13 protein-coding genes are annotated in these 15,862 nt (G+C 72.2%); 11 read left to right on the top strand and 2 right to left on the bottom strand.

Annotated elements, in window-relative coordinates:
- Positions 1 to 88: 88 nt before the first annotated feature.
- Positions 89 to 679, bottom strand: a complete 591-nt coding sequence (locus tag BU52_RS13165; protein ID WP_037932955.1) for a hypothetical protein — start codon at positions 677 to 679, stop codon at positions 89 to 91.
- A 294-nt stretch (positions 680 to 973) separates the two neighbouring features.
- Between BU52_RS13165 and BU52_RS13160 the strand changes: the two genes are divergently transcribed.
- From BU52_RS13160 to BU52_RS13120, 9 genes are all read left to right on the top strand, one after another.
- On the top strand, positions 974 to 1,828 hold the full coding sequence (locus tag BU52_RS13160) for a bifunctional methylenetetrahydrofolate dehydrogenase/methenyltetrahydrofolate cyclohydrolase (RefSeq protein WP_037932951.1): 855 nt from the start codon (positions 974 to 976) through the stop codon (positions 1,826 to 1,828).
- Complete coding sequence (locus BU52_RS13155) at positions 1,818 to 2,315, top strand: DUF3017 domain-containing protein (protein ID WP_037932948.1); 498 nt, start codon at positions 1,818 to 1,820, stop codon at positions 2,313 to 2,315. Before BU52_RS13160 ends, BU52_RS13155 begins: the two co-directional genes overlap by 11 nt.
- A gap of 536 nt (positions 2,316 to 2,851) precedes the next feature.
- Positions 2,852 to 4,015, top strand: a complete 1,164-nt coding sequence (locus BU52_RS13150) for a helix-turn-helix domain-containing protein (RefSeq protein WP_078903215.1) — start codon at positions 2,852 to 2,854, stop codon at positions 4,013 to 4,015.
- Between the two features lie 452 nt (positions 4,016 to 4,467).
- Positions 4,468 to 5,457 (top strand): malate dehydrogenase, encoded by a 990-nt coding sequence (locus BU52_RS13145; RefSeq protein WP_037932942.1) that lies wholly within the window; start codon positions 4,468 to 4,470, stop codon positions 5,455 to 5,457.
- 259 nt (positions 5,458 to 5,716) lie between these two features.
- Positions 5,717 to 7,237: an aldehyde dehydrogenase family protein gene (locus BU52_RS13140; RefSeq protein ID WP_037932939.1), complete on the top strand. Its 1,521-nt coding sequence runs from the start codon at positions 5,717 to 5,719 to the stop codon at positions 7,235 to 7,237.
- 96 nt (positions 7,238 to 7,333) lie between these two features.
- Positions 7,334 to 8,875: a GMC family oxidoreductase gene (locus BU52_RS13135; RefSeq protein ID WP_037932936.1), complete on the top strand. Its 1,542-nt coding sequence runs from the start codon at positions 7,334 to 7,336 to the stop codon at positions 8,873 to 8,875.
- A complete protein-coding gene (locus tag BU52_RS13130) occupies positions 8,875 to 10,047 on the top strand; it encodes a quaternary amine ABC transporter ATP-binding protein (protein WP_037932934.1) in 1,173 nt (390 codons plus the stop codon). The genes BU52_RS13135 and BU52_RS13130 overlap by 1 nt, the downstream gene beginning before the upstream one ends.
- Complete coding sequence (locus BU52_RS13125; protein ID WP_037932931.1) at positions 10,047 to 11,996, top strand: ABC transporter permease; 1,950 nt, start codon at positions 10,047 to 10,049, stop codon at positions 11,994 to 11,996. The genes BU52_RS13130 and BU52_RS13125 overlap by 1 nt, the downstream gene beginning before the upstream one ends.
- Before the next feature lies 1 nt (position 11,997).
- Positions 11,998 to 12,954: an ABC transporter substrate-binding protein gene (locus tag BU52_RS13120; protein ID WP_037932929.1), complete on the top strand. Its 957-nt coding sequence runs from the start codon at positions 11,998 to 12,000 to the stop codon at positions 12,952 to 12,954.
- A 36-nt stretch (positions 12,955 to 12,990) separates the two neighbouring features.
- On the opposite strand, the gene BU52_RS13115 is transcribed toward BU52_RS13120, so the two are convergent.
- Positions 12,991 to 13,491 carry a carboxymuconolactone decarboxylase family protein gene (locus tag BU52_RS13115; RefSeq protein WP_037932926.1) on the bottom strand — a complete coding sequence of 167 codons (501 nt, stop codon included), beginning with the start codon at positions 13,489 to 13,491 and terminating at the stop codon, positions 12,991 to 12,993.
- 46 nt (positions 13,492 to 13,537) lie between these two features.
- Between BU52_RS13115 and pdxR the strand changes: the two genes are divergently transcribed.
- Together pdxR and BU52_RS13105 are read left to right on the top strand one after the other, a co-directional pair.
- Positions 13,538 to 14,938: a MocR-like pyridoxine biosynthesis transcription factor PdxR gene (gene pdxR / locus BU52_RS13110; RefSeq protein ID WP_037932923.1), complete on the top strand. Its 1,401-nt coding sequence runs from the start codon at positions 13,538 to 13,540 to the stop codon at positions 14,936 to 14,938.
- A gap of 128 nt (positions 14,939 to 15,066) precedes the next feature.
- Entirely contained in the window at positions 15,067 to 15,711 is a 645-nt protein-coding gene (locus BU52_RS13105; RefSeq protein WP_037932920.1) for a dihydrofolate reductase family protein, read from the top strand.
- The last annotated feature ends 151 nt before the right edge of the window (positions 15,712 to 15,862 follow it).

Raw genomic sequence — 15,862 nt, 5'->3', positions numbered from 1 at the left:
GCACGGGGGCCGTGTCCCTCCACCGGAGGTGGGACACGGCCCCTGGGCGTGAGACGGCGCGGACGTCCAGCGGGTCCGCGCCGGTGGTTCAGTACCGCGGTCGTCTGAACCATTCCGCGCTGGTCCGCTTCGCCGCGAAGACGATCACCAGGATCGAGACGATCATGATGACCAGGCCGAGGCCGTAGAGGGCGAGCGAGAAGATGCCGCTGACGATCGCGAACGAGGCGTACACGATCGAGCAGACGCGGACGCCGTTGCCGCCCTTGGCGTACTGCAGCAGCAGCACCAGGCCGAGGATCGCGAACACGGCGGCCAGGCCGAGGAAGAAGACGACGACGCCCTTGCCCAGGTCGGCGTAGCGCTCGGCCTCGGCGTCACCGGTGATGCCGGCCTCGAGCATCGTCTCGTCCCAGTCGGCGAGCGCCTTGCCGTACGCCGCCGCGATGATGACGTGCGCCACGGCGATGACCGCGAGCAGGATCTGCGCCGCACGCGTGAGGCCGGGCATCCGCGTGGGCGCGTAACCGCCGCCGTACGGCTGGGACACCGGCGGCGCCGCGGGGTAGCCGTAGCCCTGCTGCGGGACACCTGGCTGCTGGGGGTAGCCGTAGCCGGGTCCGGCCGGGGGCTGCTGGGGCGGCTGCCCGTAGGGGTTGTTCGGGTCGCCGAAACTCATGGCGGTTCTTCCTCCGTTGCACTTCAGGTGCGGGGACGACGCGAGGGCCGGCGCGGAGGAAGGTTCACAGATGCGGTCCGTCCCCCCGGTTCTGCCCGCGGCACTGTGTCCCTCATCGTTCTTGACCGTTCCTTTCCTTGTCCAGCCGTACGCCGTATGTGTTGTGCAAGTGCAACATCACTGATCTTGGGCGGATTGGGGTGGAAGAGGACCGGTCGCGGACCGCGGCCCCGGCGGCGGACCGGAATGCGGGCGGATTGGAACAGGGGACCGGTCATCCGCGAGGATGGGGCCATGACCGCCCAGATTCTCGATGGCAAGGCCACCGCAGCCGAGATCAAGTCCGATCTGACCGCCCGCGTTGCGGCGCTCAAGGAGAAGGGGGTCACGCCCGGCCTCGGCACGATCCTCGTGGGGGACGACCCCGGCAGCCAGAAGTACGTCGCAGGCAAGCACCGTGACTGTGCCCAGGTGGGCATCGCCTCCATCCAGCGTGAACTGCCGGGCACGGCCACGCAGGAGGAGATCGAGGCGGTCGTCCGGGAGCTGAACGAGGACCCCGCCTGCACCGGTTACATCGTCCAGCTGCCGCTGCCCAAGGGCATCGACGAGAACCGCATCCTCGAACTGATGGACCCGCAGAAGGACGCCGACGGCCTCCACCCGATGAACCTCGGCCGCCTCGTGCTCAACGAGCCGGCCCCCCTGCCCTGCACCCCCAACGGCATCATCACCCTGCTGCGCCGCCACGGCGTGGAGATCAAGGGCGCCGAGGTCGTGGTCGTCGGACGCGGTGTGACCATCGGCCGCCCGATGCCGCTGCTGCTGACCCGGCGCAGCGAGAACGCCACCGTGACCCAGTGCCACACCGGCACGCGCGACCTGCCGGCCCACCTCCGTCGCGCGGACATCGTCGTGGCCGCCGCGGGCAGCGCCCACCTGATCCGTCCCGAGGACGTCAAGCCGGGCGCGGCCGTGCTCGACGTCGGTGTCTCGCGCAGCGCCGAGGGCAAGATCGTGGGTGACGTCCATCCGGGCGTTGCCGAGGTGGCCGGCTGGGTGGCTCCCAACCCCGGCGGTGTCGGCCCGATGACCCGGGCCCAGCTCCTGGTCAACGTGGTCGAGGCGGCGGAGCGCAGTGTCGGCTGAGCGGAACGTCTCCGACGCGCCCGAGGCGGGGGAGCGGCCCGAGGACATCACGGTCCGCGATCCCGTCAGCGCGCCCGACGCCGAGGGCCGGCCGCGGCGTGTCACGCGCCGGTTCCCGCTGTTCACCCGGGACACCGCGCGTCCCGAGGGCGGCGGCAGGGCGGCGCCGGGTGACGCCCCCGCGCCCGCCCGCCAGTGGCCGATCCTCGCCGTGCTGCTCACGGTCGGGCTGGGCCTGCTGGTGACCGCGCTGGACCAGTTCCGGCTCGGCACGTTCCTGGTGGGTCTGGCCCTGGTGGCGGGTGCCCTGCTGCGCTGGCTGGTGCCGGACGTGGGCATGCTCGCGGTGCGCTCCCGCTTCACGGACATCGCCACGTACTCCGGGCTGGGCCTGGGCATCGTGATGCTGGCGCTGATGGTCCAGCCGGAGCCGAAGCTGAAGATCCCGTTCCTGGCGGACCTGCTGCACTTCACGATCAGCGGTTGAGCCGGAGGGGAAGCGCCCCGGACGGCGGCCCGTCCTCACCCCCGTGAGAGGACGGGCCGCCGCCGCGCACCACATTCCTGCACGCGGAAGCGCTTGATCAACGGCTGTCCTGCCGCTGTGGCACGGAAGTGACCGTTCCGCTACGTGCTCCGGAATCCCCGGACGAGCTCGCGATGCGACCGCGACATGTTCGCGACAGATGCGTGTCGGACTCTGTCGATGTATTGACAAGTTCGGGGATGTGCGACGAAGTGGGGGACGGCGGGACCGGTATGAACAATCGGGACACTTCGCGACATACCGCCCACATGTTCCGGGTTCTGTTCGGTCGAGGGGGTGACCGATGGGAGACTGGAGCGCGAGCAGGCAGGCGTGCGACGTTGCGCGCCTGCGGCCCTGACGCTCCCGTGCGCCCCCACCCCGGGAACTGGGACCCTGCCCGGTGGCATCCCTGTGGGTAGCCGGAACGGGGACTCGGCAGAGGGCACCATGCGCGAGGGAAGACCAGCACGAACCGGGGGGAAGAGGGGGAAGCGATGCCTCGTTGGAAGGCCTTGCCCGAGGAACTGGATCCGCAGATCAGGGAGTTCACGAGCCAGCTCAGGCGGGTCGTGGACCGCAGCGGCCTGAGCGTCGCGTCGGTCTCCGACCGCACGGGCTACAGCAAGACGTCCTGGGAGCGTTACCTGAACGGCCGGCTGCTCGCGCCCAAGGGCGCGATCGTGGCCCTGGCCGAGGTCACCGGGACCAACCCGACGCACCTCACCACCATGTGGGAGCTCGCCGAGCGCGCCTGGAGCCGCTCGGAGATGCGTCACGACATGACGATGGAGGCGATCCGGATCTCGCAGGCGCGTGCCGCGCTCAGCGAGCTGTCCGGGCCGTCGTCGGGCGGCAGGTCCCGTAAGAGCGGGGCCGCGGTCCGTCCCGGTGTCGCGGGGCCGGCCGGTGTCGCGCCGAGCGTGCCGCCGCAGCCGACCGCCTCGGACGTGCGCGACGCCGTCGGTGGCGTACGGGAGGACGACGGGCGGACCGGCTCGTCCGGCGGGAACTCCTGGGGTGTCTCCGGACCCGGGTCAATGGGGCCGGGCCGGCGCGGTTCCGGTGCCGCGGCACCGGCCGCCGGCGGGTACACGTCCGGCGCGCACGGCGCACCGCCCCGGGGCACCACCGGCCACGGCCGCTCGGGCGGCTCCGGCCGGTCCGGCGGCAAGCGGCGGACGTCGACGTTCGTCGCGGGCGCGGTGGGGGCGCTGGTGGTGGTCGCCGCCGCGTTCTACGTCACCGGGACCGAGGGCGACAAGAAGGACGAGACGCAGAAGTCCCCGTCGCCCACCGTCACCACCGACGCGAACCTCCCCCCGGGCGTGGAGTGCAACGGCGCGAGCTGCGACGGCAAGGACGCGGAGGTCATGGGGTGCAGCGGTGACCTCGTCACCACGGCGCAGACCGCGACCGTCGGCACCACCACGGTGGAGGTCCGCTACAGCAAGATCTGCGGCGCCGCCTGGGGCCGCATCACGCAGGCCACCCAGGGCGACACGGTCGAGATCACCTCGGGAACGTCCAAGCAGAACGACACCATTTCCGCGGCGGGCGACACGGTCGCCTACACCATGATGGTGCCGGTCAAGAGCGCGGCGGACGTGAAGGCCTGCGTGACCCTGGCCGCGTCCGGCGAGAAGGGCTGCGCCGAGTAGGGCGGCGCCCCGCCGCTCCGGAGGGAACGCCGCTCCCGTGGGCCGTTCGGACCCTTGTGTGTGGGGGTTTCGTGGGGACGTGAATGGGAGCGCGCAGGGCGGGCACGCGAAAAGTACCCCCACGGGAGTCCGGCACGGTCGGCCCCCGACGGCGGCCGCCCCGCCCCCACCTCTCCCGGACGAGGCGGCCGCCCCTTTTCCCGCCCCTCCCCGACGCGCCTCCCGTGTACCCGAGTACGCGTACGGTCACTCTGTGGGGCGGGCCACAGGGAGCCCGGCGATCGGCGGTCCCGGATGCGCGATAGCCTGACCGCTGGATCTCTTGACGCCAAGAGATCGATCATGCGAAACGGTGATCGATCATCGTGGTGGACGCCGGTCACGAGCCGGTGCGGGATCCCGCACCCCGGGGCAGGGACCGCCCCACCGCCAGCTGTCATACGGAGAACGCCATGACCCGCACTCCCGTGAACGTCACCGTCACCGGCGCGGCCGGCCAGATCGGTTACGCCCTGCTCTTCCGCATCGCCTCCGGCCAGCTGCTCGGCGCGGACGTGCCGGTCAAGCTGCGCCTGCTGGAGATCACCCCGGCGCTGAAGGCCGCCGAGGGCACGGCCATGGAGCTGGACGACTGCGCGTTCCCGCTCCTGCAGGGCATCGACATCACGGACGACCCGAACGTGGCGTTCGACGGCGCCAACGTCGGCCTCCTCGTGGGCGCCCGCCCGCGCACCAAGGGCATGGAGCGCGGTGACCTCCTCGAGGCCAACGGCGGCATCTTCAAGCCGCAGGGTCAGGCCATCAACGCCCACGCCGCGGACGACATCCGCGTCCTGGTCGTCGGCAACCCGGCCAACACCAACGCCCTGATCGCCCAGGCCGCCGCGCCGGACGTACCCGCCGGGCGGTTCACCGCCATGACGCGCCTGGACCACAACCGCGCGCTGACCCAGCTGTCGAAGAAGACCGGCGTCCCCGTCTCCGAGATCAAGAAGCTGACGATCTGGGGCAACCACTCCGCCACCCAGTACCCGGACATCTTCCACGCCACCGTCGCCGGCAAGAACGCCGCCGAGGTCGTGAACGACGAGAAGTGGCTGGCCGAGGACTTCATCCCGACCGTCGCCAAGCGCGGTGCCGCGATCATCGAGGCCCGTGGCGCCTCGTCGGCCGCCTCCGCCGCCAACGCCGCCATCGACCACGTCCACACCTGGGTCAACGGCACCGACGAGGGCGACTGGGTCTCCATGGGTATCCCGTCGGACGGCTCCTACAGCGTCCCGGAGGGCCTCATCTCCTCCTTCCCGGTCACCGTGAAGGACGGCACGTACGAGATCGTCCAGGGCCTGGAGATCAACGACTTCTCCCGCGCCCGGATCGACGCCTCCGTCAAGGAGCTCGAGGAAGAGCGCGAGGCGGTCCGCGGCCTCGGCCTCATCTGACCCCGCGCACAGGCTCACGGGCCCCGCACCGGTTCCTCCGGTGCGGGGCCCGTCGCGTTTCGGCGGCCTGCACGGAGCGTGGCCGCCTGTCGACAGGTCGGGCGATTTCTCCCGCTTTCTCCTTGGATTCAGTGACTCGGCGCACTTCGGACCAGGGATTGGGCATGCATCAGGGGCGCAAGGGCAGGAGCACCCGGTCCCGTGGATGACACGTGTGTGATGCACGGAATGAAACAGGAACGGAAGGCAATCACCGATCATGGCGGACAGCACAGAACTTCAGGCACGCGACACCATCCATGCGGGGGGCACGTGGCGGGCCGCCGTCTCCGGCGCCACCCGCGAGATCCTCGACCCCGCGGACGCCCTGCCGTTCGCCCTGGTCGCGGAGGGCGACGAGAAGGACACCGACCTCGCGGTGGCCGCCGCCCGCCGGGCCTTCGACGAGGGCCCGTGGCCGCACACATCCGTCGCCGAACGGGCCGCGCTGCTGCGCCGCGTCGCCGGACTGCTTCTGCGGGACCGGGAGGAGCTCGGTCTGCTGGAGAGCCGGGACGCGGGCAAGACCGTCGAGGAGGGCCGCGTCGACATCGACTGCGTCGCCGACGCCTTCCGCTACTTCGCCGACCTGGTCGCCGGGGAGGCGCCCGGACGGGTCGTCGACGCGGGCTCGCCCGACGTCCACAGCGTCGTCGTGCACGAGCCGGTCGGCGTCTGCGCCCTGATCACACCCTGGAACTACCCCTTGCTCCAGGCCAGTTGGAAGATCGCCCCGGCCCTCGCGGCCGGTAACACCTTCGTGGTCAAGCCCAGTGAGATCACTCCGCTCACCACCGTCGCCCTCATCGACCTGCTGATCGAGGCCGGACTGCCCGCCGGGGTCGCGGGCATCGTCACCGGCCCCGGCCACACCGTCGGCGCCCGGTTGGCCGAGCACCCCGACGTCGACCTGGTCTCCTTCACCGGTGGCCTGGTCAGCGGCACGAAGGTCGCCCAGGCCGCCGCGCCTGGCGTGAAGAAGGTGGCCCTCGAACTCGGCGGCAAGAACCCCAACGTCGTCTTCGCCGACGCCTGTGCCACCGAGGAGGGCTTCGACACCGCCGTCGACCAGGCCCTCAACGCGGCCTTCATCCACAGCGGCCAGGTCTGTTCCGCCGGCGCGCGGCTCATCGTCGAGGAATCGGTCCGGGACCGGTTCGTCGCCGAACTCGCCCGCCGTGCCGAGCGGATCAGGCTCGGCCGGGGCACCGAGGACGGAGTCGAGTGCGGGCCGCTGGTCTCCGCACAGCAGCGCGCGAAGGTCGAGGCGTACGTCGAGTCCGCGCTCAAGGAGGGCGCGGTGCTGCGCTCCGGCGGCAAGCGGCCCGAGCCGTCCGCCGAGCGTCCCGAGGGCGGCTACTTCTACGAGCCGACCGTCCTCGACCGCTGTCACCGCGAGATGCGCGTCGTGCGCGAGGAGGTCTTCGGACCGGTCCTCACCGTAGAGACGTTCCGCACCGAGGAGGAGGCCGTCGCCCTCGCCAACGACACCGAGTACGGGCTCGCCGGCGCGGTGTGGACGGCCGACGCGGGCCGCGCCCGGCGCGTGGCCGGACGGCTGCGCCACGGCACCGTGTGGATCAACGACTTCCACCCCTACCTCCCGCAGGCGGAGTGGGGCGGCTTCGGCCGGAGCGGAGTGGGCCGCGAGCTCGGCCCGGCCGGTCTCGCCGAGTACCGCGAGACCAAGCACGTCTACCAGAACCTGGCGCCCAAGCCGGTGCGCTGGTTCGCGGGCTGAGCCGCAGACCGCCGGGCGGTGTCCCCGCACCCCCGCCCCCGTCACCGCACCGCGAACGACCCACCTCTCCCGAGTCCCCGCAGGAGTACCACCCAGATGACCCCTCACACCTCCGAACGCGCAACCGAGTACGACTACGTCGTCATAGGCGGCGGCACGGCCGGATCCGTCATCGCGTCCCGGCTGTCCGAGAACCCGGACGTGACCGTCGCCGTCATCGAGGGCGGCCCCAGCGACGTCGGCCGCGACGACGTGCTGACCCTGCGCCGCTGGATGGGCCTGCTCGGCGGCGAACTGGACTACGACTACCCCACCACCGAGCAGCCGCGCGGCAATTCGCACATCCGGCACAGCCGCGCCCGTGTCCTCGGCGGCTGCTCCTCGCACAACACGCTCATCGCCTTCAAGCCGCTGCCGTCCGACTGGGACGAGTGGGAGGCGGCCGGCGCCAAGGGCTGGGGCGCGGTGCAGATGGAGGCCTACTACGCGCGCCTGAAGAACAACATCGTCCCGGTCGACGAGAAGGACCGGAACGCCATCGCCCGGGACTTCGTCGACGCGGCGCAGGCGGCCCTCGAGGTCCCGCGCGTCGAGGGCTTCAACAAGCAGCCGTTCTCCGAGGGCGTCGGCTTCTTCGACCTGGCCTACCACCCGGAGGACAACAAGCGGTCGTCGGCGTCGGTGGCCTACCTCCACCCGGTGATGGACGAGCGCCCCAACCTCACGCTCATGCTGGAGACCTGGGCGTACCGGCTCGAGCTGAACGGCACCCGCGCCGAGGGCGTCCGCGTGCGCACCAAGGACGGCGAGGAGCTGCTGGTCAGGGCCCGGAGCGAGGTCGTGCTGTGCGCCGGTGCCGTCGACTCGCCCCGGCTGCTGCTGCACTCCGGCATCGGTCCCAGGGCCGACCTCGAGGCGCTCGGCATCCCCGTGGCGCTCGACCTGCCGGGCGTCGGCGAGAACCTGCTGGACCACCCCGAGTCGGTGATCGTCTGGGAGACGGACGGACCCATACCGGAGAACTCCGCGATGGACTCCGACGCCGGACTGTTCGTGCGCCGCGACCCCGAACACGCGGGCCCGGACCTGATGTTCCACTTCTACCAGATCCCGTTCACGGACCACCCGGAGCGACTGGGCTACCAGCGGCCCGAGTTCGGCGTCTCCATGACCCCGAACATCCCCAAGCCGAAGAGCCGCGGCCGGCTCTACCTCACCAGCGCCGACCCGGAGGTCAAACCCGCCCTCGACTTCCGCTACTTCACCGACGAGGACGACTACGACGGCCGTACCCTCGTCGACGGCATCCGCATCGCCCGAGAGATCGCGAAGACCGAGCCGCTCGCCCACTGGCTCAAGCGCGAGGTGGCCCCCGGCCCGGACGTCACCGGCGACGAGGAGCTCAGCGAGTACGCCCGCAAGGCCGCCCACACCGTCTACCACCCGGCGGGCACCTGCAGGATGGGCGCGGCCGGCGACGAACAGGCCGTCGTCGATCCCGAGCTGCGCATCCGTGGCCTGGAGGGCATCCGGATCGCGGACGCCTCCGTCTTCCCGACCATGACCGCCGTCAACCCGATGATCGGCGTCCTCATGGTCGGCGAGCGGGCCGTCGACCTGATCGGCGGTGCCGCGTGATGACCGACACCACCGGCACCCCCGCCTCGGACACCCCGGTCTTCTCCGTCGACGGGCTGTGGAAGGTCTTCGGCCCCAAGGCCGACCGCGTCCCCGGCGACCCGGACCTCACCGCCCTGGACCCGGCCGAACTGCGCTCCCGCACCGGCTGCACGGCCGCCGTGCGCGACGTGACCTTCGACGTCCGCAAGGGTGAGGTCTTCGTCGTCATGGGCCTGTCCGGGTCCGGCAAGTCCACGCTGGTGCGCTGTCTGACCCGGCTCATCGAGCCGACCGCCGGCACCATCGCCATCGACGGCGAGGACGTCCGCGCCATGGACCGGGCACGGCTGCGCGAACTGCGCCGGCACCGCGCCGCCATGGTCTTCCAGCACTTCGGCCTGCTGCCGCACCGCACCGTCCTCGACAACGTCGCCTACGGCCTGGAGATCCAGGGCATGGGCAAGGCGGAACGCCGTGAGCGGGCCGCCGAGGTCGTCGCCAAGGTCGGTCTGGAGGGCATGGAGCAGCGCCGGCCCGCGCAGCTCTCCGGCGGTCAGCGCCAGCGCGTCGGACTGGCCCGCGCACTCGCCGTCGACCCCGAGGTCCTGCTCTTCGACGAGCCGTTCAGCGCCCTGGACCCGCTGATCCGGCGCGACATGCAGGAGGAGGTGGTCCGGCTGCACCGCGAGGAGGGACGCACGATGGTCTTCATCACCCACGACCTCCAGGAAGCCCTGAAGCTCGGCGACCGGATCGCCCTGATGCGCGACGGCCGCGTGGTCCAGCTGGGCACGCCCGAGGAGATCGTGGGCTCACCGGCCGACGACTACGTCCGCGCGTTCGTCCGCGACGTCCCGCGCGAACAGGTCATGACGGTCCGCACGGCCATGCGCCCCGCCGCCTCGTCCGAGGAGACCGTCACCGGCCCGGCCGTACGCCCCGACGCCACGGTCTCGGAGGCCATCGAGGCGGTGTCCCGCGCCGGCACCACCGCCAGGGTCCTGGACGAAGGCCGCTGCCTGGGCGTGGTCGACGCGGGTGCGCTGCTGGACGTGGTGGCCGGCACAGCCGCGCCCACCCGGACCGCCGACGCGGCTGGGGACACGCACGCCGACGGGGCGGCAGGAGTGGTCCCCGCGGCACCCGCCCAACGCCGCGAGCCGGCCCCCACCAGCGAGGAGCCGGTGTGATGGCAACGCTCACGGCAACCACCCGAAAGGCGTCCCCGCCGGGCGTCCTCACCCGTCCGGCCGTGCGCAAGCTCGCGGTCCTCGCCCTGGTCGCGGCCGTCCTCGTCCCCCTCGCCGCCGCCCGCTGGGCAAGCGGCACCTGGCCCGGGGCCCTGACCGTCGACGTCTCCGAACCCCTCGGCAGGGCCAGCGACTGGATCATCGACAACCGCGACTCCCACCCCGTCTTCCTCTACTTCCTCGGCCACGTCAGCAACGCCGTGGTCATCGCCGTACGCGCCGTCTACCTCGCCCTCCTCGCCGTCGGCTGGGCGGGAGTGGCGGCCGTGTCCGCCCTGATCGCCTGGCGCGCCGCGGGCGTCCGCCTGGCCCTCGGCACCGCCGCCGCGTTCCTCGCCTGCGGACTGCTGGGCATGTGGGTGCCGACCATGCAGACGCTCGCCCTGATGGTGGTGGCCGTCGCCGCCTCCGTCGTCGTCGGCGGGCTGCTCGGACTCGCCGCCGGGCTGTCCGACCGCATGGACCGCGTCCTGCGCCCGGTGCTCGACACCATGCAGGTCCTGCCGGCCTTCGCCTACCTGCTGCCCGTCGTGCTGGTCTTCGGCATCGGGGTCCCGGCAGCCGTCCTGGCCACGGTCGTCTACGCCGCCCCGCCCATGGCCCGTCTCACCGCGCTCGGGCTGCGCGGCGCCGACAAGGAGGTGCTGGAGGCGGTCGAGTCGCTCGGGACCACCGCCCGCCAGCGCCTGCTGACGGCCCGCATCCCGCTGGCCCGCAAGGAACTGCTCCTCGGCCTCAACCAGACGATCATGATGGCGCTGTCCATGGCCGTCATCGCCTCCGTCATCGGCGCCGGCGGGCTCGGCGACCGCGTCTACCAGGCGCTGGCCTCGGTCGACGTCGGCGCCGCCCTCGCCGCCGGCATCCCGATCGTGCTGCTCGCCGTCGTGCTCGACCGGGTCACCGGCGCGGCCGGCGCGCGGCTCGGGCAGGCGCCCGCGCCGAACGCCCGCGCGCTGTGGGCGTACGCCCTGGCCGCCGCCGTGGCCGTGGCCGTCGCCGGACGTCTCGCGAACCGCCTGGAGTGGCCCGACGGATGGGTCGTGGGAGTCGCCGAGCCGGTCAACCGGGCCGTCGACTGGATGACCGACCACCTGTACTCGGGTGTGCCCGTCATCGGCGGCACCGCCGACTGGGCGGGACACTTCACCACCTGGGTGCTCGACCCGCTCCGGGACGGCCTGCAGTGGCTGCCCTGGTGGTCGGTGCTCCTGATCGTCGCCGCCCTGGCCTGGGTGATCGGCACGTGGCGCACCGCGCTCACCGCCGTACTCGCCATGGCCGCGACCGGCGTGCTCGGCGTGTGGAAGCCGTCGCTGGACACGCTGTCGCAGGTCCTCGCGGCCGTCGCCGTGACCCTCGTCATCGGCTTCGCGACCGGCGTCGCCGCCGCCCGCAGCGACCGCGTCGAGCGCCTGCTGCGCCCCGTCCTGGACGTCTTCCAGACGATGCCGCAGTTCGTGTACCTGATCCCCGTCGTCGCCCTGTTCGGCGTCGGCCGCGCCCCGGCCGTCGCCGCCGCGATCGTCTACGCGCTGCCCGCCGTCGTCCGCATCACCACCCAGGGCCTGCGCCAGGTCGACCCGGCCGCCCTGGAGTCGGCCCGCTCGCTCGGCGCGACCAGCGGCCAGCAACTGCGCCAGGTCCAGCTCCCGCTGGCCCGCCGGGCCCTGCTGCTCGCCGTCAACCAGGGCGTCGTCCTGGTCCTGGCCGTCGTCATCATCGGCGGACTGGTCGGCGGGGGCGCGCTCGGCTACGACGTCGTCTTCGGCCTCGCCCAGGGCGACCTGGCGACCGGCCTGGTGGCCGGGGCCGCGATCGTCTGCCTGGGCCTGATGCTGGACCGGGTGACACAGCCGACCGAACGCCGCGCCGAGAAGGGAGCGTGACATGCGATTCCGTACGATCCCCGCGGTGGCCGCCGGGTCGGCACTCCTGCTGCTGACCGGCTGCGGTGCCGCCGACATGACCAAGCAGGCGTCCCCCTTCGCCAACGCCCGGGGCGCCAGGACGGTCACCCTGTCGGTGCAGTCCTGGGTGGGGGCGCAGGCCAATGTCGCCGTCGCCCAGTACCTGCTGGAGCACGAGCTCGGCTACCGCGTCGACACCGTCCAGGTCGACGAGGTGCCCGCCTGGGACGCGCTCAGCCAGGGCAGGGTCGACGCGATCCTGGAGGACTGGGGGCACCCCGAGCAGGAGCAGCGGTACGTCGAGGACAAGAAGACGATCGCATCGGGGGGCGACCTCGGCGTCACCGGGCACATCGGCTGGTACGTGCCGACGTACTTCGCCGAGCAGCACCCGGACGTCACCGACTGGAAGAACCTCAACAAGTACGCCGACCGGTTCCGCACCCCGGAGAGCGGCGGCAAGGGCCAGCTGATGGACGGCTCACCGTCCTACGTCACCAACGACAAGGCGCTGGTGAAGAACCTCGGGCTGGACTACCGGGTGGTGTTCGCCGGCTCCGAGGCCGCGCAGATCACCCAGATCAAGCAGTTCGCCAAGGAGAAGAAGCCCTTCCTCACCTACTGGTACACGCCCCAGTGGCTGTTCGAGCAGGTGCCGATGACCGAGGTGAAGCTGCCCGCGTACAAGGAGGGCTGCGACGCCGACCCGGCGAAGGTCGCCTGCGCCTACCCGGTCACGCCGCTGCAGAAGTTCCTCAACGCGGACTTCGCGAAGAACGGCGGTGAGGCGGCGGAGCTGCTCACGAGGTTCCGGTGGACGACCGAGGACCAGAACGAGGTCTCCCTGATGATCGCCGACCAGAAGCTGTCGCCGCGGGAGGCCGCGAAGAAGTGGGCGGACGGCCACGAGTCCGTCTGGAAGAAGTGGCTGCCCTGACCCCGCTCCGGCGTCGAGACGGTCTCGAGGAGACCGTCAGGAGTATTGTCCCGGCTGGTAGTGGCCCGGTGTCACGCGGCACGTCACGCCGAACCGGTTCCAGGCGTTGATCACCGTGATCGCGGCGATCAGCTGGGACAGCTCCGCCTCCTCGAACCGCTTGGCGGCCCGCTCGTACACCTCGTCGGGGACGAAGCCGTCCGTCAGCACGGTGACGGCCTCCGTCAGTTCGAGTGCCGCGAGCTCCTGCTCCGTGTAGAAGTGCCGTGACTCCTCCCAGGCGCTGAGCTGCACGACCCGCTCGACGCTCTCGCCCGCCGCGAGCGCGTCCTTGGTGTGCATGTCCAGGCAGAAGGCACAGTGGTTGATCTGGGAGGCGCGGATCTTCACCAGCTCGTAGAGCTTGGGATCCAGACCCTTCCTGGCGGCGGAGTCCAGCCGGACCATCGCCTTGTAGACCTCGGGGGCGTGCCGGGCCCAGTCCAGCCGGGCGGGCAGCTCGGCGGCGTACGTCGTGGTCGTCTCGATGTCGCTCATGCCTCGACCCTAGGAGCGAGGCAGCCCAGGGGTATGGTCCACTTCCATGGCGGAACGCTGGGCCACTTCACGCGGCGACCTGCAGGGCATCGACCTCCATCTCGACCCGGCCGGCCCCGGCCTGCGCCGCGGTCTGACCGACGCCCTGCGCGAGGCCGTCCGCACCGGCCGGCTCTCCCCGGGCACCCGGCTGCCCTCCTCCCGTTCCCTCGCCGGCGACCTGGGCATCGCCCGCAACACCGTCGCCGACGCGTACGCCGACCTGGTCGCCGAAGGCTGGCTCACCGCCCGGCAGGGCTCCGGCACCCGCGTCGCCGAGCGCGCGGTACCCGGCCCGCCGGCCGCCCCTTCCCCTCCCCGCCGGGTCCCGGGCCGGCTCCCGTACAGCCTCGTCCCCGGCACGCCCGACCTCGCCTCCTTCCCCCGCGCCGAATGGCTCAAGGCCACCCGCCGCGCCCTCGCCACCGCTCCGCACGACGCCTTCGGCTACGGCGATCCCCGTGGCCGCCCCGAACTGCGCGTCGCGCTCGCGGACTACCTGGCGCGTGTCCGGGGCGTGCGCGCCGACCCCGAACGCCTCGTCGTGTGCGCCGGCTTCTCCCACGGTCTGCACCTCCTCTGCGAGATCCTGCGGGCCCGCGGCGCCCGGACCCTCGCCGTGGAGTCCCACGGCCTCGACGTCCACTGGGACCTGGCGACCCGTGCCGGGCTGCGGACCACGCCGCTTCCGTACGACGCCTCCGGCACCCGCGCCCAGGACCCGGGCGACGCGGACGCGGTGCTGCTCAGCCCCGCCCACCAGTTCCCCCTGGGCGGCGCCCTGCGCCCCGAGCGCCGTGCCGCCGTGGTCGACTGGGCCCGCCGCACGGGCGGGCTGATCCTGGAGGACGACTACGACGGCGAGTTCCGCTACGACCGCCAGTCCGTCGGCGCGCTCCAGGACCTCGACCCCGACCACGTCGTCCACCTGGGCACGGCCAGCAAGTCCCTCGCCCCGGGCCTGCGCCTGGGCTGGATGGTCGTGCCCCCCTCGCTGGTCCCGGACGTCGTCGACCGGGGCGGCGGCCGCTCGGTCGGCGTCGTCGAACAGCTCGCGCTCGCCGAGTTCCTCACCTCCGGCGCCTACGACCGTCACGTCCGCTCCGCCCGGCTGCGCTACCGCCGCCGCCGCGACGCCCTGGTCCGCGCCCTCGCCGAACGGGCACCCGACGTCCGCGTGACCGGCATCGCGGCCGGCCTGCACGCCGTTCTGCGACTCCCGCCCGGCACCGAGCGGTCCGTGGTCCAGGCCGCCACCTGGCAGGGCCTCGCCGTCCTCGGCCTCTCCCGCTTCCGCCATCCCGCCGCCGACACGACCCCGGGGGACGCCCTGGTGGTCGGCTACGCGACCCCGCCGGACCACGCCTGGACGGGCACGCTCGAGGCCCTGTGCAGGGCGCTGCCGTAGGAGGCGGCCGCAGGACACCGGAGAAAACCTCCGGGCCGCTGTCGATCCGGCCACGTCCCGTTCGACGCCCTTGTGTGGAACGCGTCGTACACGAGGGACGCGCCAGCGCCCGAGGAAGGGGAGAAGAGATGGATCAGCTCCTGAGAGTGATGAACTTCTGCGTCTCGAGTGACGGGATCGGTGCCGGTGAGCACCAGACCCTGGAGAGGCCGTTCGGCCACGTCCACCCCGAACGGCTGTTCGCCTGGGCCGGCGCCACGGCGAGCTGGCCCATGCGCACCGACCCCGGGGGCAGCCGCGGCCTCGACGACTACTTCACCCGGGACTTCGCACGCGGCATCGGTGCCGAGATCATGGGCCGCAACAAGTTCGGCCCCCAGCGGGGGCCCTGGCGGGACCACCAGTGGCGCGGCTGGTGGGGTGACGAGCCCCCGTTCCGCACCTCCGTGTTCGTGATGACCCACCACCCGCGCCCGTCGATCACGCTCTCCGACACCACGTTCCACTTCGTGGAGGGCAGCCCGGCCGCGGTCCTGGACCGGGCGCGGGAGGCGGCGGGCGGCAAGGACGTCCGGCTCGGCGGCGGGGTCACGACCGTCCGGCAGTTCCTCGACGCCGACCTGGTCGACACGATGCACGTGGCGGTCTCGCCGGTGGAGCTCGGCTCCGGTCTCCGCCTCTGGAAGTCGCCCGACGAACTGCTCGACCGCTTCCACCTCGAGGTCGTACCGAGCCCGAGCGGCGTGACGCACCACCTGTTCTGGCGGAGATGAGACGACGACCGGCGCCCCGGACCGCGCGTCACGCCCCGCGGAAGCGCCCCAGACATCCTGAAAGGGGGGCGAAACGGCGGGGGATCGGAGACCAGGAGCGGGGGGCTCCTGTGCGTGGCGCGCGGCCGGTCTCTAGGCTGTCCGCCGCGAG

This window comes from Streptomyces toyocaensis (genome assembly GCF_000725125.1).
Taxonomy (GTDB): domain Bacteria; phylum Actinomycetota; class Actinomycetes; order Streptomycetales; family Streptomycetaceae; genus Streptomyces; species Streptomyces toyocaensis.
Note: the sequence above shows the minus strand (reverse complement) of the source record. Positions and strands in the feature narration are given on the sequence as shown.